Below are 22,120 nucleotides of genomic sequence, written 5' to 3'. Positions count from 1 at the left end.
CCGTACCCGAGCCGAGCGAGCCGCTGCCGACGCGCCCGCCCTCCTTCGCAAATCCCGAGAAGGCTTCCTGAGCCATGGTCAGAAGTCCCATCCTTCGTCATCGGCGGGGCCGCCGGCCGCCTGCGCGGGCTCCGCGAACGCCTCGCCCGCCATCCCAGCGGTCAGCGTCGTCCCGTCCGCGGGGTCGATCAGCAGGAACGATCCGGTCAGCCGGGTCACCGCGTAGGCGTCGATCGGCAGCGGCTCCGCGGTGCGCAACTGCACCGCGCCGATGTCGTTGACCTCCAGGGCCGCCGGGTCGTTCTCGTGCGCCAGGCCGTGCGACAGGTCGATCCGGTACGGCAGCGCCTTGACGATCGCCTTAACCGTACGGGTCGCGTGCTTGAGCAGCACCCGATCGCCGATCCGCAGCGGCCGCTCGTGCAGATGGCACACCGTGGCCCGTACGTCCTGCGTCAGCGGCGGCACCGAGCCGGACGGCGCGATCAGGTCGCCGCGCGAGACGTCCAGGTCGTCGGCGAGCAGCACGGTGACCGACTGCGGCGCCCACGCGGTGTGCACGCTGCGGCCCAGCGCGTCGATGCCGGAGATGGTGGTCGTACGCCCCGAGGGCAGTACGGTCACCGGCTCGCCGACCCGCAGCAGGCCGGACGCGATCTGGCCGGCGTAACCGCGGTAGTCGGGGTGCTCGGCGGTCTGCGGCCTGATCACGTACTGCACCGGGAAGCGCGCCGGGCAGCCGGTCAGGTCGTGGCTGACCGGGACCGTCTCCAGGTGTTCGAGCACGGTCGGGCCGCCGTACCAGTCCATGTTCGCCGACGGCTCCACCACGTTGTCGCCGGCCAGCGCCGAGATCGGGATCGCGGTGATCTCCGGGACGCCCAGCGAGGCCGCGTAGGCGGTGAACTCCTCGGCGATGGCCGCGAAGACCGGCTCCGCGTACTCCACCAGGTCCATCTTGTTGACCGCGAGCACCACGTGCGGCACCCGCAGCAGCGCGGCGACCGCGGCGTGCCTGCGGGTCTGCTCGACCACCCCGTTGCGGGCGTCCACGAGCACCACGGCCAGCTCGGCGGTCGAGGCGCCCGTCACCATGTTCCGCGTGTACTGCACGTGGCCCGGCGTGTCGGCCAGGATGAACCGGCGGCGGGCGGTGGCGAAGTAGCGGTAGGCCACGTCGATGGTGATGCCCTGCTCCCGCTCGGCCCGCAGGCCGTCGGTGAGCAGCGCGAGGTCGGGCGCCTCCTGGCCGCGGCCGAGCGACGCGCGCTCGACGGCCTCCAGCTGGTCGCTGAGCACCGACTTGGAGTCGTGCAGCAGCCGGCCCACCAGGGTGGACTTCCCGTCGTCGACCGATCCCGCGGTGGCGAACCGCAGCAGGGTGGTCGCCGACAGCTGTTCCGCGGTCAGCGGGCTCGTGGTGGTCATGGTTAGAAGTACCCCTCGCGCTTGCGGTCTTCCATCGCCGCCTCCGACATCTTGTCGTCGGCCCGGGTGGCACCCCGTTCGGTCAGCCGCGACGCGGCGATCTCGGTGATCACCGAGTCCAGCGTGGTCGCGGCGGAGTCGACCGCGCCGGTGCAGGACATGTCGCCGACCGTGCGGTAGCGCACCATCCTGGTCTGCACCGGCTCACCGGCCTTCGGGCCGCCCCACTCGCCCGCGGTCAGCCACATGCCGTTGCGGCTGAAGACCTCCCGCTCGTGCGCGAAGTAGATGTCCGGCAGCTCGATCTCCTCGCGGGCGATGTACTGCCACACGTCCAGCTCGGTCCAGTTGGACAGCGGGAAGACCCGCACGTGCTCGCCCGGCGCGTGCCGGCCGTTGTAGAGCTGCCACAGTTCGGGGCGCTGCCGGCGCGGGTCCCACTGGGAGAACTCGTCGCGCAGCGAGAAGACCCGCTCCTTGGCCCTGGCCTTCTCCTCGTCGCGGCGGCCGCCGCCGAAGACCGCGTCGAAGCGGTGCGACTGGATCGCCTCGGTCAGCGGCACCGTCTGCAGCGGGTTGCGCAGCCCGTCGGGGCGCTCGCGCAGCCGCCCGTCGTCGATGTAGTCCTGCACCTTGGCCACGTACAGCCGCAGGGAGTGCTCGGCGACGGTGCGGTCGCGCAGGTCGAGGACCTCGGGGAAGTTGTGCCCGGTGTCCACGTGCAGCAGCGAGAAGGGCACCGGCGCGGGCGCGAACGCCTTGAGCGCCAGGTGCAGCATGACGATCGAGTCCTTGCCGCCGGAGAAGAGGATCACCGGCCGCTCGAACTCGCCCGCCACCTCGCGGAAGATGTGCACCGCCTCGGATTCCAGCGCGTCCAGATGCGTCAGCGCGTACGGGCTGTCGCGCTGCTCGGCGTGCGTGGCGGTCGTGGTCATATCGTGAGGCCCTTCTCGGCGAGCAGCGCGTGCACCGCTGCGGCGGACTGTTCCACCGTGCTGCCTTGCGTCTCGATCCGCAGATCCGGGTTCTCCGGGACCTCGTACGGGTCGTCGACCCCGGTCAGGCCGGTCAGCTCGCCCGCGGCCTGCCGCGCGTACAGGCCCTTCACGTCACGCACCGAGCACACGTCGACCGGGGTGGCCACGTGGACCTCGACATATCCGGTGCCCTGCGCCTGGTGGCGCTTGCGCACCGCCTCGCGGCTGTCGGCGTAGGGCGCGATGACCGGCACGAGCACCAGCACACCGTGGGAGGCCAGCAGTTCGGCGACGAAGCCGATCCGCTGCACGTTGGTGTCCCGGTCCTGGCGGGTGAAGCCCAGGCCCGCGGACAGGAACTCGCGGATCTCGTCGCCGTCCAGCACCTCGACCCGGCGCCCGGCCGCCCGCAGGGTGTCCGCCAGCGCGGTCGCGATGGTGGTCTTGCCCGCGCTCGGCAGCCCGGTGAGCCATACGGTGGCGCCGGTGGTCATCGGGGTCTCCTGCTCCTGGTTCGCCGTCACTGGTGGATACCGCACTCGGTCTTGCCGAGCCCCGCCCAGCGGCCGGCGCGGGCGTCCTCGCCCTCCAGCACCCGGCGGGTGCAGGGCGCGCAGCCGACGGACGGGTAACCGTCCATCAGCAGCGGGTTGGTGAGCACACCGTGCTCGGCGACGTAGGCCTCCACGTCCTCCTGCGACCAGCGGGCGATCGGGGCGATCTTGACCTTCTGCCGCTTGGCGTCCCAGCTGACGACCGGGGTGTTCGCCCGGGTCGGCGACTCGTCCCTGCGCAGGCCCGTCGCCCAGGCGTCGTAGCCGGCCAGCCCCGCCTCGAGCGGGGCGACCTTGCGCAGCGCGCAGCACAGGTCGGGGTCGCGGTCGTGCAGCCTGGCGCCGTACTGCGCGTCCTGCTCGGCGACGGTCTGCCGCGGGGTGATCGTGAGGACGTTGACGTCCATCACCGCCGCCACCGCGTCCCGGGTGCCGATGGTCTCCGGGAAGTGGTAGCCGGTGTCGAGGAAGACGACGTCCACGCCGGGCAGCGCGCGCGAGGCGAGGTGCGCCACGACGGCGTCCTCCATCGAGGAGGTCACGCACAGGCGCGACCCGAAGGTGTCGGCGGCCCAGCGCAGGATGTCGAGCGCGGACGCCTCCTCCAGGTCGCGGCCCGCCTGCTCGGCGAGCTGCTGCAGGTCCTGTGCCGTATACGGTGCGGTGGTCACGAAGCGCCTCCCTGCGGGGTGTCGGCGGCCGGCCTCCTGGCCAGCAGCCCGAGGAACTTCAACTGGAATGCGCGGCTGCACGCGTGGCATTCCCAGGCGCCGTGGCCTTCCTCGGACGGACGCAGGTCCTCGTCCCCGCAGTAGGGGCAGTAGAACGGGGCGGCTCGCTCGCTCATGACAGCGCCTCCTCCGAGGCCCGCGCCGCCCACTGGGCGAAGCGTTCGCCGTCGGTGCGCTCGGCCTGGAAGCGGGAGAGCACCCGCTCGACGTAGTCGGGCAGTTCGGCCGCGGTGACCTTCAGACCGCGCACCTTGCGGCCGAAGCCGGGCTCCAGGCCGAGGCTGCCGCCCAGGTGCACCTGGTAGCCCTCGGTCTGCTGCCCGTCGGAGTCGGTGACCAGCTGGCCCTTCAGGCCGATGTCGGCGGTCTGGATACGGGCGCAGGAATTCGGGCAGCCGTTGATGTTGATCGCGATCGGCTCCTCGAAGTCCGGCAGCCTGCGCTCCAGTTCGTCGATCAGCGAGGCGCCGCGCGCCTTGGTCTCGACGATGGCCAGCTTGCAGAACTCGATGCCGGTGCAGGCCATCGTGCCGCGTCGGAAGGGCGACGGGCGGACCTGGAGGTCGAGCGACTCCAGCCCGGCCACCAGCGACTCGATCTTCGACTCCTCGACGTCCAGGACCAGCATCTTCTGGTCGGTGGTCGTCCGCAGCCGGTCCGAGCCGTGGCCCGCGGCCAGTTCGGCGATCTTCGTCAGGGTGGTGCCGTCGATCCGGCCGACCCGCGGGGCGAAGCCGACGTAGTAGCGGCCGTCCTTCTGCTGGTGCACCCCGATGTGGTCACGCCACTGGGCCTGCGGCAGTTCGGGGGCGGGGCCGTCGATCAGCTCGCGCTTGAGGTACTCGTCCTGGAGCACCTGGCGGAACTTCTCCGGACCCCAGTCGGCCATCAGGAACTTCAGCCGCGCGCGGGAGCGCAGCCGCCGGTAGCCGTAGTCGCGGAAGATCCCCACCACGCCGGCCCACACCTCGGGCACCTCGGACAGCGGCACCCAGGCGCCGAGCCGTTCGCCGAGCCGCGGGTTGGTGGACAGCGCGCCGCCGACCCACAGGTCGAAGCCGGGGCCGTGCTCGGGGTGCCGGACGCCGACGAAGGCCACGTCGTTGATCTCGTGCACCACGTCGAGCAGCGGCGACCCGGAGATCGCGGTCTTGAACTTGCGCGGCAGGTTGGAGAATTCCTTGTCGCCGATGTAGCGGCTCTTGATCGCGTCGATCGCCGGGCTGCCGTCGATGATCTCGTCCGCGGCGATGCCGGCCACCGGCGAGCCGAGGATGGTGCGCGGGGTGTCGCCGCAGGCTTCGGTGGTGGACAGGCCCACCGCCTCAAGGCGGCGCCAGATCTCCGGCACGTCCTCGATGCGGATCCAGTGGTACTGCACGTTCTGCCGGTCGGTGATGTCGGCGGTGCCGCGGGCGAACTCCTGCGAGATCTCGCCGATCACCCGCAGCTGCGCCACCGTCAGCCTGCCGCCGTCGATGCGCACCCGCATCATGAAGTAGCGGTCGTCCAGCTCCTCGGGCTCCAGGATCGCGGTCCGGCCGCCGTCGATGCCGGGGCGGCGCTGCGTGTAGAGCCCCCACCAGCGCATCCGGCCGCGCAGGTCGGCGCCGTCGATGGAGTCGAAGCCCGCCTTGGCGTAGATGGTCTCGATGCGCGTCCGCACGTTGAGACCGTCATCGTCCTTCTTCGTCTGCTCGTTGGCGTTGAGCGGAGTGAAGTGGCCCTTCGCCCACTGGCCTTCGCCGCGGTGCCGGGACGTCTTGCGACGGGTCGCGGCGGCGGGCCTGGGCGTGTCCCCGGCCGGCGGCTGGGGGGTGTCGGGGCTGGATGCCATGGCGATGCGTCCTTCTGGCAGGCTCGAATACGGTCGATGACGGCGCGGAAGTACCCTGTGGCCTGGGGAAACGCAGAGCGGTGGTACAGGCCGGCGGCGGACACAAGGGGAACTCCCGTGCATCCACGACGACGGGGATGGCGGAGCGGTGCGCTGTGCGTCAGCCCGCCGGACAGATGGCGCTGGACACGCGGCAGAAGTCGACGTGCGGCCGACCTACCAAGGCGATTCCAGTGCGTGACATGTCGAAAGCGTGGCATGCGGGTCTCGGGCGAGTCCACCGCTATCCAGCATGTGGACCAGATAATCTCACAGTGTGAGAAAGTGTGTCATGCGTCACTTCCGGCACCGAGCGGCCGCCGCGGCCGCACGCTCGGCACCGCGGTCACCGTGTCGAAGACCCGGAAACCGCGCCGCCGGTAGTTGTCCAGCGCGTACGGCCCGTCCAGCGAGCAGGTGTGCACCCACACCCGCCGGGTCGCCGGCCGCTCCGGCCGGCGACCGCCCAGGTCCCAGGCCCGTGCGGCGCCGTACGACAGCAGGTGGCCGCCGATGCCGCGGCCCCGGAAGTCCGGCAGCAGCCCGAAGTACGCGATCTCCACCACGCCCTCGTCCTGCCCGGCCAGCTCCACGTATCCGGCAGGGCTGCCGTGCTGGTACGCCACCCACAGCTCGGTCCCGGGCCGCTCGTACAGCTCGCGCCACCGCTCGGGCGGCCACGGCAGCCGGTCCAGCCACGAGCAGTCGGCGCCCACCGCCGTATAGAGGAAGCGCCCGAAGTCCGGTGAGGGGACTTCGGCCCGCACGATGCGGACACCGGAATCAGCCGCGGGTACGGCTGCGGGCCGCAGCTCGCCCGGCGCGGTCAGTTCGAGGGACCAGGTGGTCACGGCGGTGCTCATACCGCCCACCCTAAGCGGAGGCCGGCGCGCCGCCGTGTCCGGATCCGGCCGGTCGCCGGGCGGTGGGTGTCAGCCGGCCGCCCGGCCGGCCAGCACCGCCGGCGCCACCGAATGCGGCAGCAGGTCGAGCGCCCGGGCCGGGCGCAGCAGCTCGACCTCCACCGCCTCGGCGAAACGGTAGGGCCGGTGGGCCAGCACCCCGGCCAGGTTCCTGCGCAGCCGGGACAGCTCCGCGCGCACCGTCACCGTACGGCTCGGATCGCCGAACAGGTCGCCGGCCAGCTCCGCCGCGGAACGGCCCGCCCGGTGCAGCGCCAGCACGTACAGCAGCTCCGCGTGCCGCGGGCTGAGCGCCTGCGACCAGCTGCCCGCCGGGCCCGACACGGTGACCGTCCACCCGTCGGGGCGGCTGACGTCCACCACCACCCGGCTCGCCGCCGGCGGGCGCTCCCGCCCGCCCACCCGGATCAGCCAGCCGCCCGGCAGCGGTTCGAGCCGGCACACCCCCAGCGCCGGCAGCCACATCTGCCCGGCCCCCACCGACGCCGGCAGCGCGACCCGCTCGGCGGGCGCCACCCCGGTCGCCGCCGCCGTCCAGCCGTTGCGGTCCACGACCAGCGCCTGGCCGCCGAGCCCGGCCAGCAGCGGCGCCGCCACCGACCGCAGCCGCTCCACCGCCGCCCAGTGCCGCGAGCGCAGCTCGCCCTCGGCGACCCGCGCCACCGCCGACACCAGCGGCAGCGTCGCCGGGTGCACCGTCGCCGCCGGCCCGCTGACGTCCACCACGCCCAGCAGCCGGCCGTCCCGCGGGTCGTGCAGCGGCGAGGCGGCACACGTCCAGCCGTGGTGCGCCCGCACGAAGTGCTCCGCCGAATGCACCTGGAGCGGTGCGCGGGTGATCAGCGCGGTGCCGATGGCATTGGTGCCGACCGCCTCCTCCGACCAGGAGGCGCCCTCGGCGAAGCCCAGCCGGTCGGCGCTCCTGCGCACGGCGAGGCTGCCGTCCCGCCACAGCACCCGGCCCTCGGCGTCGGTCACGACCATGAGGTGCCAGGCCGCGTCCGCGACCGGGACCAGCCCCTCGCGCAGCACCGGCAGCAGGTCCCCCAGCGCGGTGCTGTGCCTGCGGTGCTCGATCTCCTCCGTGCCGAGCGGGGCGTGGTGCCGGCCGACGTCCGGGTCCACACCGTGCCCCAGCGTCCGCTCCCACGACGCGCCGATCACCGCCCGTGGCGCCTCCGGCGGCACGTCACCGGCGAGCGTCGCCGCCCGCACCGACGCGAGCAGATGCGGGGACGCCCGGACGTCTGTCCCGTCCAGCCGCCCGAAGCCGATCGGAAGGTGTGGCACGACGCCTCCGTTCTGCCGTTCCTGCCATGGTGCCCGGCTACGGACCCGGGGCGCTCGGCTTTGTTGCAACCGGCTGCAACCGTTGCGCCGCCGAGCGCTGTGGGCGGACCCTGACGCCGCGTCACCGATGGGGTGATGCCGAGTCGGCGCGGCATCACCCCCCGCCGCACAGGGGCGGGGTCACGGCCCGGCCGGGGCGGCGCGGTTGAGGATCGGCGCGAGGTCGAGGCCGGCCGGGAGCGTGCCGAAGGTCGAACCCCAGTCGCCGCCCAGACGCGAGGCGCAGAAGGCGTCGGCGACCGCGCCGGGGGCGAACCGGACGAGCAGGGAGCCCTGGAGCACCAGCGCCATGCGCTCGACGACGCGCCGGGCGCGTGCCTCGACACCGTCGGGATCGCCCAGCTCGGAGAGCAGGTCCTTGACGGCCGTGTCGAGGCGGTGGTCGGCGCCCCGCGCCAGGCCCACCTCGGCGACGAAGGCGTCGACCGCGAGCGGTTCACGCCCGAGGACGCGCAGCACGTCGAGCGCCTGGACGTTCCCCGACCCCTCCCAGACGGAGTTGAGCGGGGACTCGCGGAAGATCCTCGGCATGCCGGACTCCTCGACGTAGCCGTTGCCGCCCAGGCACTCCAGCGCTTCCGCCGCGACGGCGGGGCACCGCTTGGTGACCCAGAACTTGGTCACCGCGACCGCGAGCCGCCGGAAGTGCCGCTCCTGCTCGGTGTCGGTGTCGCAGGCCGCGGCGAGCCGCAGCGCCGTCGTGGTGGCGGCCTCGGACTCCAGGGCCAGGTCCGCCAGGACGTTGCGCATCAGCGGCTTGCCGATCAGCGGCCCGCCGAAGGCGCCGCGGTAAGTGGCGTGGTGCACCGCCTGCGCGACGGCCTGCCGCATGAGCGCCGCGGAACCCAGCGCGCAGTCCAGCCGGGTGGCGGCCACCATCTCGATGATGGTGGCGACCCCGCGGCCCTCCTCGCCGACCCGCCGGGCCCAGGTGCCGGCGAACTCGACCTCGGAGGAGGCGTTGGAGCGGTTGCCGAGCTTGTCCTTCAGCCGCTGGATCGCGAAGACGTTGCGCGTACCGTCCGGCAGCACCCGCGGCAGCAGGAAGCACGTCAGCCCCCCAGGTGCCTGCGCGAGCACCAGGAAGCCGTCCGACATCGGCGCGGAGCAGAACCACTTGTGCCCGGTGAGCGCGTACGCGCCCTCCTCGGCGAGCGGCTGCGCCGTGGTGGTGTTGGCACGGACGTCCGAGCCGCCCTGCTTCTCGGTCATGCCCATACCGAACAGCGCGCCCGGCTTCTCACCGGCCGGCACCAGCCGCGGATCGTATACGTGCGAGCCGAGCCGCGGCTCCCACTCGGCGGCCAGTACGGGGTCGCTGCGCAGCGCGGGCACCGCCGCGTGCGTCATGGACACCGGGCAGCCGTGCCCGGCGTCGACCTGGGACCAGACCAGGAAGCCGGCCGCCCGCCGCAGGTGCCCGTCGGGCCTGGACCAGGCGTCGGTCAGGCCGGCCGTGACGGCGTGGCCGAGCAGCCGGTGCCAGGACGGATGGAAGTCGACCTCGTCGACGCGGTTGCCGTAGCGGTCGTGGGTGCGCAGCACGGGGGAGTACGTGTTCGCCTCCTCGCCCCACCTCTGCGCCTGAGCGGAACCCGCCGCGGTCCCGAGCAGCGACAGCTCCTGGCTGATCTCCGCCAGCCCGGCCGGATCAGCGTGCCGTGCGACGGCCTCGGTCAGGGCAGTGTCGGTGCTGTACACGTCATGGCCGACCAGGGGCGGGACCTGGTTCGTCACCGTGTGAGTGGGGGCAGTCATGCCCGCTAACGTAAGGGGGTGCAAGCAGCGGAAGAAAGAAGCCATCGGCGTCCTGGCCGATGGCGGCGGGCCCGGGTGCTCTACCGGAACGTCTCCAAGCGGAAGGTCGGCTGGCTCCTGCTCAAGGACACGGTCGACTCCTGCATGGAATACCGGGTCACCGGACTCGCCGCCGAGGCGGCCTTCTTCGTGCTGCTCTCCCTGCCGCCGCTGCTGCTCGGCCTGGTCGGCGCGCTCGGCTACGTCGACACCGTCGTCGGCCTGGACACCATCGACCACATCCGCCACAACATCCTCAGCGCGTCTTCGACGGTCCTGTCCGACAACGGCGTCAACCAGCTGGTCAAACCCCTGGTCGACGACGTCTTCCACGGGCGCCGCCCGGACCTGATCTCGCTGGGCTTCCTGATCGCCCTGTGGTCCGGCTCCCGTGCGGTGAACGTCTTCGTCGACACCATCACCATCATGTACGGCCTGGAAGGCCGCCGCGGCATCATCCGCACCCGGCTGATGTCGCTGGGCCTGTTCGTGGTCGCGCTGATACTCGGCGCCGCCGTGCTCCCGCTGATCGTGGTCGGCCCGAACGCGGTCAACGACCTGGTGCCGGGGACCTCCGGCACGGTCCACGTGCTGTACTGGCCGTTCGTCCTGCTGGCCTCGGTGGCCTTCCTCACCACGCTCTACCACGTGTCCGTGCCGGTACGGGCGCCCTGGTACGAGGACGTGCCCGGCGCGCTCGTCGCGCTGCTGATGTGGGTGCTCGGCAGCTTCATCCTGCGGATCTACCTCACGCACGCGGTCGAGGGCCCGACGATCTACGGCTCGCTGGCCGCGCCGGTGGCCGTACTCCTGTGGATCGGCGTCTCGGCCTTCGCCGTCCTGGTCGGCGCCGCCGTCAACGCCGCCGTCGACCGGGTGTGGCCGTCGCTGGGCACCGCCGCGGCCCGCCAGGAGAACGACGAGCGCAAGGTGGCCGCCGCCGCCGAGGTGGTGGCCCGCGCCGCCGCCCGCCGCGCCCGCCAGGCCGCCGCGGCCGAGGAGGACGACGACCCGCCCCCCGCCGAATACCCTGAGCGCTGGGTCGACGTGCTGCCCCACAGCGACGTCCGCTCCCGCCTCCGTTCCCGCCGCCCCAAGCCCCCGCCGCCGGCCCCGGTCGTCCCGCCCCGCCCGCCGCGCCCGCTCGCCCCGCCGCCGCTGCCCCCCTTCCCCCCGCAGCAGTCGCCCTGGGACGAGCACCACCACCGGCAGTGAGCACGGGGCACCATGGAGGGGTGAGCGCGTATCGGGAACGGCCCGGCCTGGCACCCGGGGTGGTCCTGTGGACGCGGACCGGCGGCGGCGGCCCCTACCGGGTGCTCCCCGACGGCTGCATGGACCTGATCTGGCACGACGGCGAGCTGCTGGTGGCCGGGCCCGACACGTCGGCGCACGTCGCCGTGGACCGGCCGGGCAGCAGCTACGTGGGCGTGCGCTTCGCCCCCGGCGTCGGCCCTGCGCTGCTCGGCGCACCCGCCCGCGAGCTCCGCGACCGGCGGGTCCCGCTCGGCGACCTGTGGCCCGCCGCCGACGCCAGGCGCCTCGCGACCCGGGCGGACGCCGGACCCGCGGCCGTCCTCGACGCCTGGGCCGCCGACCGCGCCCGTACGGCCGGCCCCGCCGATCCGCTGCCCGCCGCGGTCGCCGCCGCCCTGTCGGAAGGCCGCCGGGTCGGCTCGATCGCCGACGCGTGCGGCCTCGGCGAGCGGCAGTTGCGCCGCCGCTGCGAAGCCGCCTTCGGCTACGGGCCGCGCACGCTGGCCCGGGTGCTGCGGCTCCAGCGCGCGCTGGAGATGGCCAGGGCGGGCACCCCCTTCGCCCAGGTCGCCGCGGACGCCGGCTACGCCGACCAGCCGCACCTGTCCCGCGAGGTGCGTTCACTGGCCGGCCTGCCGTTGGGCGAGCTGCTGGCCTAGGCCCGCGCCTTTCCAGGCGGCTCTAGGTCAGCGCTGCGAAGAGGTCGACGACGTTGCCGTCAGGGTCGTGGACGACGGCGTAGCGCTGGCCCCAGAAGGCGTCCCACGGCTTGAGGTGCCCCTCGTACCCCGCCTCCGTCAGCTCGCCCCACACCGCGTCCACCCCGGCGGGGCTCCCGCAGTCGAAGGCCGGCGCGACCCGGCTGCCGGTGGCGGGCGACCAGCCGGGGTCGAACGACCGGACGGTCTCCACGGTGTCCCACGCCAGCCGCAGCCCACCGGGCAGCGCGACCTCGCAGTGCGGCTCCCCGTCCGCCGCCGCGGGCGGCTCGATGCCGAGCCGGCGGTAGAAGCCGAGCGAAGCTGCCATGTCGGCGACGACGAGGCCGATCATGTCGATACGGGGTGTCACGGGATGCGCTTTCATCCCGCCACGCTAGGCGCGCGGGCGGCTGCCCGTCTTGAACGAAACGGACGCCGAGGGGGCGCCGCCGCGAATGCGCACCCATCTTCGCGGCGGCGCCGTCTTGTGGGGCGGGCACCCCCGCCCTGCCGGGCCTGCCCAACCCGGGCCCGCCCCGGGAGGCGGGCCCCGTAGGGGCGTGTGGGGGCACCCCCAGGTGAAGCTCTGGGGGAGAACGGAGCGCCCAGCCGAGATGGCGGGGCGGACGCGCGAACGGGGCAAGGGGCAGTCCGTTAGGCGGTGGGTAGCGTCCAGGCCTGGTTGGCCGATCCGGTGCAGGACCAGATCTGGAGCTTCGTGCCGTTGGCCGACGTGTTGCCCGTGGCGTCGAGGCACTTGCCCGACTGCGGGTTGACCAGCGAACCGCCGGACCCGGGTTGCCAGACCTGCGACCCGGTCCCGTTGCAGTCGTACAGCTGGACGTTGGTCCCGTTGGCGGTACCGGCCGCGGCCACGTCCATGCACTTGCCGAGTGTCTGGAGCGCGCCGCCGGACGCGACCGTCCAGGTCTGCGCGGTGGTCCCGTTGCAGTCGTAGAGCTGCACGGCCGCGCCGTTGGCACTGCTCGCCCCCGCGACGTCGACGCACTTCCCGCCGAGCCCGTGGATCGGCCCGGCCCCGCCGCCGGCCGGCGGAGTCGTCGGCGGCGGGGTGGAGCCGCCGGGCGCCACGTTCGGGTTGTCCGCGTTGGTGAGCGTCTCCCAGGCGACGAAGAGGTTGTTGGAGCCCGCGGGCCGGCGCGACTCCGTCAGGGTCTGCGTGTTGGTCATCGCGATGCCCATCCGGTTGTGCAGCGCATTGAAGCCGACCTCGGTCACCGGCCCGAGGCCCAGCGTGAGTTTGCCGCCGCACAGCCAGGACGGGGGCGCGGTGCCCAGCTCGTACTTCGACTGGAAGCCGAGCGCCTGCTGCAACCGGGCGCCGACCTGGGGATACAGGTCCTGGCCCTGGATGTACGCGGTCTCGGCGACGTCGGAGATCGACGCGATGCCGTAGCCGGTGTGGGTGAAGTCGCGGCAGGTCTCCTGGGTGAGCCCGTCGACGAAGGTCGACTGCCCCTGCCAGTAACCGATGATCTGCGACGCCGTGGTCAGGCCGCTGCCCGGCACCGTCTTGGGCAGGGAGCCGTCCGAGGTGAGGTAGACGTACGCCGGGACCCGGTTGAGGTAGCGGGCGATCGCCCGGTCGTAGGAGGCGCCGTCATCGAGGAAGACGGAGATGCCGACGGCGGCCTCCATCATCGTCAGCTCCCAGTTGCCGTTGCTGTTGGAGCCGTTGATGACCTCGGGCAGGTAGACGTTGCGCAACATGGTCGCGAAGCGCCCCGAGTTGGGCCAGCCGCCGGTGTAGGTGTACTTGATGATCTCGGCGGCCCGCGGCCACACCGAGCCCGCCCAGCCGGTCTGCAGGGGCGCGTTGCTGTTGGTGTGCCCGGTGACGGTCGCCGACCAGGCGTCCATCAGCTTGATCGACTCCTGCGCGTAGGCGGAGTTGCCGCTGATGTACCAGGCGAGCGCGTCGGTGTAGGCGGCGATGGCGTCCTCGCGCTCGTCCGTACAGCCGTTGTTGGGGCTGGAGTACGGCCCGCACTCGACGGTGGCGCGCGGTTTGGGGGTGCGCGACAGGGAGGCGTAGGAGCTGGACGTCATCTGCGTGTAGGCGGCGGCCCAGGGTGCGGCTCCGGCCTGCACCTTGCCGCGTACGTAGTCGAGTTGCGATCTGCTGACCAGGACACCGGGGTGCACGAAGGCGGTCGGCGCGGCGGCGACGGCGGGGGCCGCGGCCGGGGTGGCGGCGGTCGCGGCACCACTGGTACCGGTCACCAACGCCGCAACCGTTGCGGCTGCTGCTCCGAAGGCGACGAGCGCGGGGATTCTACGAAAACGGTTACTGCGACGGAAGACGCGTGTCATGGGGGCTCCTCGGCCGCGAGGCGGAGGTGTGGGGGTCTCGCGGATGGTACGGACCATAGGTCATTGACATGAACACCGTCTAGACCTTTGAATCCTGCTACAGGCGCACGTCACCCCCCACCGTCGCGCACAAGGAAGGCCTCTCATGGTCAGAACCCGCATCGCACAACCCCGGCTCCTGATACGGCTGTTCGCCCTGCTCGCCGTACTGGTGGCGGCGCTGGCCGCGCCGGCCCACCGGGCGCACGCGGCGGCCCCGTTCAAGGTGCTCGCCTTCTACGACGGCACCTACGACGCCGCGCACATCAGCTTCGTGCACGAGGCCAACGCGTGGTTCCCGCAGCAGGCCGTGGCCAACGGCTTCTCGTACACCGCGACCAACGACTGGAACCAGCTCAACACCGCCAACCTGGCGAACTACCAGGTCGTGATGTTCCTCGACAACTACCCGCAGACCGCTGCCCAGCGCAGTGCGTTCCAGACGTACATGAGCAACGGCGGCGGCTGGATGGGCTTCCACGTCTCGGCCTACAACGACCAGACGCCCAGCGACTGGTCCTGGTACCACGAGACCTTCCTCGGCACCGGCACCTTCCAGTCCAACACCTGGGGTCCGACCTCGGAGACGCTGAAGATCGAGGACCCGAACCACCCCGCGACCGCGGGCCTGCCGTCCACGATCACCTCGTCGGTCAGCGAGTGGTACAGCTGGCAGCACGATCTGCGGCAGAACCCGGCCATCGACATCCTGGCGTCAATGGACCAGTCCACTTTCCCGATCGGCACGGACCCCAACCAGACCTGGTACAGCGGGTATTACCCGATCGTGTGGACCAACCACAACTACAAGATGATCTACAACAACTTCGGCCACAACGCGATGGACTACGCCACGAACACGACGTTGTCGTCGACCTTCGCGAGCGCGCAGCAGAACAAGCTCCTGCTGCAGGGGTTGCGCTGGCTGGGCGGCCAGTCCGGCCCCGTCACCCCGCCGCCGGGCGGTGCGAAGGGGCCGATCCACGGCTTCGGCGGGAAGTGCGTCGACGTCGCGGGGGCGAGCAGTGCCAACGGCGCGGCCGTGCAGCTCTACGACTGCAACGGGACCACCGCGCAGACCTGGACGGTCGCGTCCGGCGGTGCGCTCCAGGCGCTGGGGAAGTGCCTGGACGTGGCCGCGGCCGGTACGGCGAACGGTACGGCGGTGCAGCTGTACGACTGCAACGGGACCGGGTCGCAGGTCTGGCAACCCGGGTCCGGCGGTTCGCTGGTCAACCCGCAGTCGGGCAAGTGCCTCGACGCCACGGGCAACACGTCGGCCAACGGCACGAAGCTCCAGATCTGGTCCTGCACCGGATCGGCCAACCAGGCCTGGACGCTACCCACCGCCTAACGGACTGCCCCTTGCCCCGTTCGCGCGTCCGCCCCGCCATCTCGGCTGGGCGCTCCGTTCTCCCCCAGAGCTTCACCTGGGGGTGCCCCCACACGCCCCTACGGGGCCCGCCTCCCTAGCGGAGGGAACGGCGCGCCCAGCCGCAGAGGCGAGAAAGTCAGCGAGGCACGGCAAGGGGCACCATCCAGGGGCGCGGGAAGGGCGCGCTCAGCCACGACGCTCCGAAAGGCGTGCGGGCCACCGCAAGTGCCAGCCCACCTGCCGGCCGTCAGGCCGGGTACGCGTGGGTCTCGGTCAGTCCGACCGAGACCCACACGGCGTCGCCGAGGGCAAGGGTGAGCTCCGCGACGGCGACAGCCGTCAGATCGGCGGCCAGCGGGAGGCCGGCCGCCGGGCCGGCGCCGGTGAGGGCGACCCGGATCCGGTCGCCGTGCGACTCCATCCCGGCGACCTCCGCCGGCCAGGCGTTCTCGCCGCGGTCGGGCCGCTCGCGGTGGAGGGTCACCGCGCTCGGCGGGAAGGCGACGAAGGCGGCCCCCTGGAGGGTTTCCGTCGTGGCCAGGCCCAGGCCCGGGGCCAGGCGGACGGTGTGGCCGGCGGCCTCGCCCTGGTAGAGGTTGAGGCCGACGAGGCGGGCGACGTAGTCCGTGCGCGGGCGGCGGGCGACCTCGGCCGGTGTGCCCTGCTGGACGGGGCGGCCGTTCTCGATCACGACCAGCCGGTCCGCCAGGACCGTCGCGTCCAGCGGGTCGTGGGTGACCAGGACCGCCACCGCCTCGAAGGCGGCGAGGTGCCGCCGCAGTTCGGCGCGGACGTCGAGCCTGGCGCGGGCGTCGAGCGCCGCGAGCGGCTCGTCGAGCAGCAGCAGCCGCGGTCCGGTGGCCAGCGCGCGGGCCAGCGCGACGCGTTGGGCCTGCCCGCCGGACAGCCGCCGCGGCTTGGTGCCCGCGTGGTCGGCCAGGCCCATCCGGTCCAGCAGTTCGGCGGCCAGCGTGCGGGCCGCGGCCCGCGGCATTCCGTGGCAGCGCGGCCCGAAGGCGACGTTCTCCAGCGCCGTCAGGTGCGGGAAGAGCAGGTAGTCCTGGAAGATCACCCCGACGGGGCGGCCCTCGGGCGCGGTCCTGCGGCGTATCGCCGGTTCCTCCAACGTCTCGCCGTCCAGCCGCAGGTGGCCGCCGGTCAGCGGGGTCAGCCCGGCCAGGGCGCGCAGCGCGGTGGTCTTGCCCGCGCCGTTCGGGCCCAGCAGGGCGAGCACCTCGCCGGGCCGTGCGCCCAGCGTGACGTCCAGGGCGAAGTCGCCCCGGTCGACGACGAGGCGGGCGTCGAGCCCGCCGGCTCCGGCCGTGGCGCCCCCGTCCGTCACTCCCGCGGGCCCGCGGGCGTCGAGCCGGCCGGCCTCGGTCACAGTGCCCCCGTCCAGCGTTCCCGCAGGCCCGCGAGTACCGCCAGGGACACCGCGAGCAGCACGAGGCTCAGCGCGATGGCCGCCGCGGGGTCGTCCTGGAGGGCCAGGTAGACCGCGAGCGGCATCGTCTGGGTGCGGCCGGGGAAGCTGCCCGCGAAGGTGATGGTCGCGCCGAACTCGCCCAGTGCCCGCGCCCAGGCCAGCACCGCGCCGGCCGCCACCCCCGGGGCGATCATCGGCAGCGTCACCCGGCGGAAGGCGGTGAGCCGGGAGGCGCCCAGCGTCGCGGCGGCCTCCTCGTAGCGCGCGTCGGCGGCCCGCAGCGTGCCCTCGACGGTGATGACGAGGAAGGGCATGGCGACGAAGGTCTCCGCGACGACGACGCCCGAGGTGGTGAAGGGCAGCGTGATGCCGAAGGCGGAGTCGAGCCAGCGGCCGACCACCCCGTTGCGGCCCAGTGCGAGGAGCAGGGCCACACCGCCGACCACCGGCGGCAGCACCAGCGGCAGCGTGACCAGGGCGCGTACCAGCCGCCGGCCGGGGAAGGTCGTACGAGCGAGCAGCCAGGCCAGGGGCACGCCGAAGGCCAGGGACGCCGCCGTCGCCAGGGTCGCGGTCTGCAGCGACAGCCGCAGCGCCTGCCACACCGCGGCGCCGGCCAGCTGGTCGGGCAGGCTCCGCCACGGCGCCCTGATCAGCAGGGCGACCAGCGGCAGCAGCAGGAAGGCCAGGCCGATCAGCGCGGGCAGCACCAGTGCGACGGGCGCCCGGCCGCCGCCGCGCACGCCGGTCCGCGACCGGACGCCGGATGTACCCCGGAAGCCGGCCGCGGTCGCGGGGGAGTGGTCCGTCACGGGGTGAGGAAACCCGCTCCGGTGAGGACCTTCTGCCCCTCGGCGGACTTCACCAGCGCGATGAAGGCCTGCGCGGCGGCCGCGTGGGGGGCGTCCTTGAGCGCCACGATCGGGTAGGCGTTGACGGCGCCCGCGGACTCGGGGAAGCGCACACCGTCCACCTTGCCGCCGGCGGCCTTCACGTCGGTCCGGTAGACCACCGCCGCGTCGACCTCCTTCAGCTCCACCTTGGTCAGCGCCGACTTCACGTCCTGCTCGTACGACACCGGCGTGAGGCTGATCCCGCTCGCGGTCAGCGCCTTCTGCGCCGCGGAGCCGCACGGCACGGTCTTCGCGCACAGCGCGACCTTCAGCCCGGACGCGGTGAGGTCCTTGAGCGTGGCGATGTGCCGCGGGTTGCCCGGCAGGGTCGCGATCTCCAGCTGGTTGCGGACGAAGGTGGCCGGTGCGCCCTGCCCGTCGCCCGCGTCGGTGACCGTCTTCATGGTGGCCGGGCTCGCGGCGGCGAAGACGTCGGCGGGCGCGCCCGCGGTGATGCTCGCGGCCAGGGTGTCGCTGCCGCCGAAGTTGAAGGTGACCTTCGTGCCCGGGTGGGCGGCCTCGAACTGCTTGCCCAGCTCGGTGAAGGTCTCCTTGAGCGAGGCGGCGGCGAAGACCGTGATCGAGCCGCTGACCTGCGGCGACGCGCTGGTCGAGGTGGATGTGGCGGCCGCTGTCGGGCCGGCGCCGTCGGAGGACGTGTCGCGGGAGGAGGAGCAGGCGGTGAGCGCCATCAGCATCGCGGCGCCGGCCAGGACCAGCGGCAGGGCGTGGCGTCGCGCGGAACGGGTGGTCACAGGAGGGCTTCCTCTCTGCCCGCACGCAGCCGTGCGGGACACCCCGATCATAATTCCGCAGATGCGAGGAGGAAGTCTGCTGGTGCATTGCATAAACCAAACGATCGGGCCCCCAGACCTGGCTTGTGCGATCCCACAATCGCCGTCGCCGTGCCCAAGGGCCGCAGCCGCCCGCGCTCCCGTGCCGGGACGAGCCCGGGAGCGCGGACGGGGTCCTGAACGCCGGCCGGTCAGCCGATGGCCGACCGGCCGGTCAGGCGGTCAGCCGGTGGCCCAGCTGGTCAGCCCGGCCCCGTAGGCGTACAGCGGATTGCCGTACGTGGTCGGCACGGTCTGGCCGGCGTCGATCTTCGCCCGGATGTCGGCCCGCTCGGCGGCGGTCGCACCGAGGTCGTACGGCAGGTCCCACGCCTCGTTGGCGTCGGCCGGGTTGTCGCCGCCGCCCGGCTTGAGCACCTGGTCGAGGCTGCGCGGCAGCTGCCAGGGCAGCTTGCCGTGCGGGGTGTAGTCCCCGAACAGCAGGCTTGCGGTGGCAGGGCCGACCTCCTCGCCGCCGCGGTAGGTCACCACGATGGCGTCGGCCAGGGTGTTCCAGTCGCTGATCACGATCGGCCGCGGCAGTGTCAGCACGACCACCACCTTGAGCCCCTGGTTCTTGTAGTTCTGGATCAGCGCCAGCTGGTCGGCCGGTAGATACGGCTGGGTGTCCGGCCACGCGGTGGCGTGGGTGTAGGACGGCTCGCCGACGTAGACCACCGCGACCTTCGGGTTGGTGACCGTGCCCTGGGCGACGTTCACCCCGTTCTGCGCGGCTCTCGCCTTGAGGGCGTCGAGCTGGTCGAGCGACCCGTAGTCCGGGTGGAAGTAGCTGGACCAGATGCAGCAGGCCGCGCCGTCGGTCGCCCGGTCGCCTGCCACCACGACGTTGTCGCCCGAGGTGAGCTTGAGCGGCAAGACGCCGTTGTTCTTGAGCACGGTGTCGGACTCGCGGGCCGCCTGGTTGGCCAGCTGCGTGTACGACGGCTGGTGGAAGCGGTAGGGGCCGTTGACCGGGTCGCCGTACGGGTGGTCGAAGATGCCCAGCTCGAACTTGAGCGTGAGGATCCGCGTCACCGCGTCGTTGATCCTTGCCAGCGGCACCTGCTGCTCGAAGCCCGCCATGGTGAAGCCGACGGCGCCCGGGTCGGCGCCGCCCATCACGTCGGAGCCCGCGTTCGCCGCGTTGACCCAGGCGCCGGACGGCAGCCAGTCCGTGGTGATCAGACCGGTGTAACCCATGTTCTGCCGCAGGTAGGTGAGGATCTTTGCGCTGTCGCCCGCACCGGGACCACCCGGGTCGAGATACGAACTGCCCGCGTAGCCCGGCATGATGTTGACCGCGCCGGCCTCCATCGCCGCCCGGAAGGGGATCATGTGGTATTTGATCGTCGTCGCGTCGTAGACGATGCCGGCCTCGCCGCCCGCGCCCTCACCGGGCCAGTGCTTGACCGTCGCCAGCACCGAGCCGGGGTTCAGCTCCGGGCCGCCCTGCAGACCGGCGACCAGCGCCCGCAGTTGGGCTGCCGCGACGTCGGCGTTCTCGCCGCCGCCCTCCTGGATGCGCGGGTAGAGGACCTTGGTGCCGACCTCGGCGAGCGGTGACAGGGTGCCGCGCGCACCGACCTCCAGCTCCTCCTTGCGCTGCATGTCGCCGAGCTTGTAGTCGAGTGGATAGTCCTTGCCCGCCGCCAGGGTGCTCTGCAGCGGGTACGTCGTCTGGTAGCCCGCCGTGGTGTCGCCCGCCGAGACCGGCGGGATGCCCAGCCGGGTGGCGGCGGTGGACTTCAGGACGGTGTCGAGGTCCGCGGGCTGCGCGGGCCCGAAGTGCCAGCCGGACATCGGGTACGTCTGGACGTTGTAGAACATCTGATAGGCCTTCTCCTCCAGCGTCATCCGGCTGAGAAGGTCGCTGACCCGGGTGGCGACCGGCTGCCGCCAGTCCTCGTACGGCTCGATCTGGCCGTCCTTGTTGAGGTCGCGGGCGCCGTTGACCACGTTGACGCCGTCCGCCACCTGCTCGATGTCGGGCAGGTACACGCTGAACGTACGGATGGCGGACGTCGTCCTGGCGCCCGAGCCGGACACCGCGACCACGAACCACTTGTACGTCCACCGGTCGGTGATGTCCCAACTCGGCGTGTAGCTGGTGCCGGTGGGCTCGGCCACCTTGGTGTAGAGGTCCAGCAGGTTGCCGGACGCGGTGAAGTCGTAGTCGGTGCGGCTGATGTTGAGCCACACCTCGTAGTGGGCGGTGCCGCTGACCGCGTTCCAGCTCAGGGCCGGGCGGCGGGTGGAGGTGACCATGGCCTTGTCCGCGGGCGCCGCCAGCTGGAACTGGCCGGTCGTGGCAGGGGCCTTGGTCGGGCCGGAGAGTACCGGCGGGGTCGCGGTGGAGGTGTCGACCGTGCCGTAGACCTGGAACTCCCACAGGGAGTAGCCGTAACCGGAGGAGCGGGCGGTCCCGGTGAAGCGCACGTAGCGGCCCTTGCCGGTGACCGGCAGCTTCTCGACGCCGCCCTTGCCGGTGGTCGTGGTGTACAGCCGCGTCCAGGTCGTGCCGTCGTTGGAGATGTCGAGGTGGTAGCCGGTGGCGTACGCCGACTCCCAGTTGAGCACGATGCCGCTCAGGGTGCCGGTGCCGCCGAGGTCGACCTGCAGCCACTGGTCGTCGGTGTAGAGGCTGGACCAGCGGGTGGTGGTCCGGCCGTCGAGGGCGGCGGCCGGGGCGTTGGCGCCCTCGTAGGAGGAGGCCGAGACCTGCCGGTAGGCGGAGATCACCGAACCGGAGAAGTCACCGCCGCCGGGGTTGCCGGTGTCGGTGGGCGTGGTGGGGGGAGTGCCGCTGCCGCCGGTGGTGTGGACCTGGAACTCCCACAGGGAGTAGCCGTACCCGTTGGCGCGGACGGTGCCGTACATCCGGATGTAGCGCCCGGAACCGCTGACGTTGAGCGTCTGGTTGCCGCCGGGGCCGGTGGTGGTGGAGTAGATGTCGGTCCAGGTCTGCGCGTTGTCCGAGACCTGGATCTTGAAGGAAGTGCCGTAGGCGGACTCCCAGTTGAGCAGCACCTGGCAGACGGTGGCCGTCGCGCCGAGGTCGACCTGGAGCCACTGCGGGTCGGCGGCCGCGCTGGACCAGCGGGTGCCGGTGTTGCCGTCGACGGCTGCCGACGCCGGGGTTCCGGCGTTCTCGGTGGAGGAGGCCGTCGCGGTCTTCCCCTGGGCGGCGTTGTCGGTGCCGCAGGTGCCCGGTCCGGTGGTGCCGGTGGTGCCGTAGACCTGGAATTCCCAGAGGGAGTAGCCGTATCCGGTGGCGCGGGCGGTGCCGTACACGCGGACGTAGCGGCCGGAAGCGTTTACGGGGACCGTTTGTACGCCGCCGGTCGCGGTGGTGGTGGAGTAGGCGTCGGTCCAGGTCTGGGCGTTGTCGGAGACCTGGATCTTGAAGGCGGTGGCGTAGGCCGTCTCCCAGTTGAGGGTGACGGAGCTGAGGGTGTCGGTCGCGCCGAGGTCGACCTGGAGCCATTGGGGGTCGGTGGCGGTGCTGGACCAGCGGGTGCCGGTGTTGCCGTCGACGGCTGCCGAGGCGGGGGTCCCGGCGTTCTCGGTGGAGGAGGCCGTCGCGGTCTTCCCCTGCGACAGCAGCGAAGGCGCGGCGTGGGCGG

19 protein-coding genes and 1 pseudogene are annotated in these 22,120 nt (G+C 72.5%); 3 read left to right on the top strand and 17 right to left on the bottom strand.

Features of this window, described 5'->3' with window-relative positions:
- Positions 1–78: 78 nt before the first annotated feature.
- From BUE44_RS20950 to BUE44_RS20910, 10 genes are all read right to left on the bottom strand, one after another.
- Positions 79–1,428 (bottom strand): sulfate adenylyltransferase subunit 1, encoded by a 1,350-nt coding sequence (locus BUE44_RS20950; RefSeq protein ID WP_073500509.1) that lies wholly within the window; start codon positions 1,426–1,428, stop codon positions 79–81.
- A 2-nt stretch (positions 1,429–1,430) separates the two neighbouring features.
- Positions 1,431–2,366, bottom strand: a complete 936-nt coding sequence (cysD, locus tag BUE44_RS20945) for a sulfate adenylyltransferase subunit CysD (RefSeq protein WP_073500508.1) — start codon at positions 2,364–2,366, stop codon at positions 1,431–1,433.
- A complete protein-coding gene (gene cysC, locus BUE44_RS20940; RefSeq protein ID WP_235002310.1) occupies positions 2,363–2,902 on the bottom strand; it encodes an adenylyl-sulfate kinase in 540 nt (179 codons plus the stop codon). The genes cysD and cysC overlap by 4 nt, the downstream gene beginning before the upstream one ends.
- A gap of 26 nt (positions 2,903–2,928) precedes the next feature.
- On the bottom strand, positions 2,929–3,633 hold the full coding sequence (locus tag BUE44_RS20935; protein WP_073500506.1) for a phosphoadenylyl-sulfate reductase: 705 nt from the start codon (positions 3,631–3,633) through the stop codon (positions 2,929–2,931).
- Positions 3,630–3,809 carry a hypothetical protein gene (locus BUE44_RS20930; protein WP_073500505.1) on the bottom strand — a complete coding sequence of 60 codons (180 nt, stop codon included), beginning with the start codon at positions 3,807–3,809 and terminating at the stop codon, positions 3,630–3,632. Before BUE44_RS20930 ends, BUE44_RS20935 begins: the two co-directional genes overlap by 4 nt.
- Positions 3,806–5,530, bottom strand: a complete 1,725-nt coding sequence (locus BUE44_RS20925; protein ID WP_073500504.1) for a nitrite/sulfite reductase — start codon at positions 5,528–5,530, stop codon at positions 3,806–3,808. The genes BUE44_RS20930 and BUE44_RS20925 overlap by 4 nt, the downstream gene beginning before the upstream one ends.
- Before the next feature lie 160 nt (positions 5,531–5,690).
- Positions 5,691–5,774, bottom strand: coding sequence for a putative leader peptide (locus BUE44_RS39600; RefSeq protein ID WP_322899662.1), 84 nt, complete (start codon positions 5,772–5,774; stop codon positions 5,691–5,693).
- 85 nt (positions 5,775–5,859) lie between these two features.
- On the bottom strand, positions 5,860–6,432 hold the full coding sequence (locus tag BUE44_RS20920) for a GNAT family N-acetyltransferase (RefSeq protein WP_073500503.1): 573 nt from the start codon (positions 6,430–6,432) through the stop codon (positions 5,860–5,862).
- A 69-nt stretch (positions 6,433–6,501) separates the two neighbouring features.
- The gene (locus BUE44_RS20915; RefSeq protein ID WP_079189919.1) at positions 6,502–7,782 is read right to left on the bottom strand and encodes a GAF domain-containing protein; all 1,281 of its coding nucleotides are present in this window, start codon (positions 7,780–7,782) and stop codon (positions 6,502–6,504) included.
- A 180-nt stretch (positions 7,783–7,962) separates the two neighbouring features.
- On the bottom strand, positions 7,963–9,600 hold the full coding sequence (locus BUE44_RS20910; RefSeq protein WP_073500502.1) for an acyl-CoA dehydrogenase family protein: 1,638 nt from the start codon (positions 9,598–9,600) through the stop codon (positions 7,963–7,965).
- An 18-nt stretch (positions 9,601–9,618) separates the two neighbouring features.
- Here BUE44_RS20910 and BUE44_RS20905 point away from each other — a divergent pair, with 18 nt between their 5' ends.
- Together BUE44_RS20905 and BUE44_RS20900 are read left to right on the top strand one after the other, a co-directional pair.
- Entirely contained in the window at positions 9,619–10,854 is a 1,236-nt protein-coding gene (locus BUE44_RS20905; protein WP_079189918.1) for a YihY/virulence factor BrkB family protein, read from the top strand.
- A 20-nt stretch (positions 10,855–10,874) separates the two neighbouring features.
- Positions 10,875–11,555 carry a helix-turn-helix transcriptional regulator gene (locus tag BUE44_RS20900; protein ID WP_073500501.1) on the top strand — a complete coding sequence of 227 codons (681 nt, stop codon included), beginning with the start codon at positions 10,875–10,877 and terminating at the stop codon, positions 11,553–11,555.
- Between the two features lie 22 nt (positions 11,556–11,577).
- Here the strand turns inward: BUE44_RS20900 and BUE44_RS20895 are convergent, their stop codons facing one another.
- The 3 genes and pseudogenes from BUE44_RS20895 to BUE44_RS20885 form a co-directional block, all read right to left on the bottom strand.
- Positions 11,578–11,982 carry a VOC family protein gene (locus tag BUE44_RS20895; protein WP_235002308.1) on the bottom strand — a complete coding sequence of 135 codons (405 nt, stop codon included), beginning with the start codon at positions 11,980–11,982 and terminating at the stop codon, positions 11,578–11,580.
- A gap of 269 nt (positions 11,983–12,251) precedes the next feature.
- Positions 12,252–12,689 carry a ricin-type beta-trefoil lectin domain protein gene (locus BUE44_RS38635; protein WP_235002333.1) on the bottom strand — a complete coding sequence of 146 codons (438 nt, stop codon included), beginning with the start codon at positions 12,687–12,689 and terminating at the stop codon, positions 12,252–12,254.
- Positions 12,690–13,931, bottom strand: a pseudogene (locus tag BUE44_RS20885) (alginate lyase family protein); the annotation flags it as partial. It lies immediately after the preceding gene.
- A gap of 145 nt (positions 13,932–14,076) precedes the next feature.
- On the opposite strand from BUE44_RS20885, the gene BUE44_RS20880 reads away from it, so the two are divergent.
- Positions 14,077–15,324 (top strand): ThuA domain-containing protein, encoded by a 1,248-nt coding sequence (locus tag BUE44_RS20880; protein WP_073500499.1) that lies wholly within the window; start codon positions 14,077–14,079, stop codon positions 15,322–15,324.
- A 268-nt stretch (positions 15,325–15,592) separates the two neighbouring features.
- Here BUE44_RS20880 and BUE44_RS20875 read toward each other — a convergent pair whose 3' ends face one another.
- The 4 genes from BUE44_RS20875 to BUE44_RS39595 form a co-directional block, all read right to left on the bottom strand.
- The gene (locus BUE44_RS20875; RefSeq protein ID WP_073500625.1) at positions 15,593–16,687 is read right to left on the bottom strand and encodes an ABC transporter ATP-binding protein; all 1,095 of its coding nucleotides are present in this window, start codon (positions 16,685–16,687) and stop codon (positions 15,593–15,595) included.
- A 38-nt stretch (positions 16,688–16,725) separates the two neighbouring features.
- A complete protein-coding gene (locus BUE44_RS20870) occupies positions 16,726–17,583 on the bottom strand; it encodes an ABC transporter permease (RefSeq protein ID WP_073500498.1) in 858 nt (285 codons plus the stop codon).
- On the bottom strand, positions 17,580–18,470 hold the full coding sequence (modA, locus tag BUE44_RS20865) for a molybdate ABC transporter substrate-binding protein (RefSeq protein WP_073500497.1): 891 nt from the start codon (positions 18,468–18,470) through the stop codon (positions 17,580–17,582). The genes BUE44_RS20870 and modA overlap by 4 nt, the downstream gene beginning before the upstream one ends.
- A gap of 210 nt (positions 18,471–18,680) precedes the next feature.
- Positions 18,681–22,120, bottom strand: a 3,440-nt coding sequence (locus BUE44_RS39595) for a discoidin domain-containing protein (RefSeq protein WP_200804475.1), incomplete at its 5' end; no start/stop codon positions are given.

The sequence above is a fragment of the Actinacidiphila paucisporea genome, assembly GCF_900142575.1.
Taxonomy (GTDB): domain Bacteria; phylum Actinomycetota; class Actinomycetes; order Streptomycetales; family Streptomycetaceae; genus Actinacidiphila; species Actinacidiphila paucisporea.
This window is presented reverse-complemented; position numbering and strand designations above follow the sequence as displayed.

Bases quoted from the DNA above. Each gene is read 5' to 3' on its own strand.
- BUE44_RS20930 (WP_073500505.1), bottom strand. From the start codon at position 3,809: ATGAGCGAGCGAGCCGCCCCGTTCTACTGCCCCTACTGCGGGGACGAG.
- BUE44_RS20880 (WP_073500499.1), top strand. From the start codon at position 14,077: ATGGTCAGAACCCGCATCGCACAACCCCGGCTCCTGATACGGCTGTTC.
- BUE44_RS20920 (WP_073500503.1), bottom strand. From the start codon at position 6,432: ATGAGCACCGCCGTGACCACCTGGTCCCTCGAACTGACCGCGCCGGGC.
- BUE44_RS20925 (WP_073500504.1), bottom strand. From the start codon at position 5,530: ATGGCATCCAGCCCCGACACCCCCCAGCCGCCGGCCGGGGACACGCCC.
- BUE44_RS39600 (WP_322899662.1), bottom strand. From the start codon at position 5,774: ATGTCACGCACTGGAATCGCCTTGGTAGGTCGGCCGCACGTCGACTTC.
- BUE44_RS20910 (WP_073500502.1), bottom strand. From the start codon at position 9,600: ATGACTGCCCCCACTCACACGGTGACGAACCAGGTCCCGCCCCTGGTC.
- cysC (WP_235002310.1), bottom strand. From the start codon at position 2,902: ATGACCACCGGCGCCACCGTATGGCTCACCGGGCTGCCGAGCGCGGGC.
- BUE44_RS20895 (WP_235002308.1), bottom strand. From the start codon at position 11,982: ATGAAAGCGCATCCCGTGACACCCCGTATCGACATGATCGGCCTCGTC.
- cysD (WP_073500508.1), bottom strand. From the start codon at position 2,366: ATGACCACGACCGCCACGCACGCCGAGCAGCGCGACAGCCCGTACGCG.
- BUE44_RS20950 (WP_073500509.1), bottom strand. From the start codon at position 1,428: ATGACCACCACGAGCCCGCTGACCGCGGAACAGCTGTCGGCGACCACC.
- modA (WP_073500497.1), bottom strand. From the start codon at position 18,470: ATGATCGGGGTGTCCCGCACGGCTGCGTGCGGGCAGAGAGGAAGCCCT.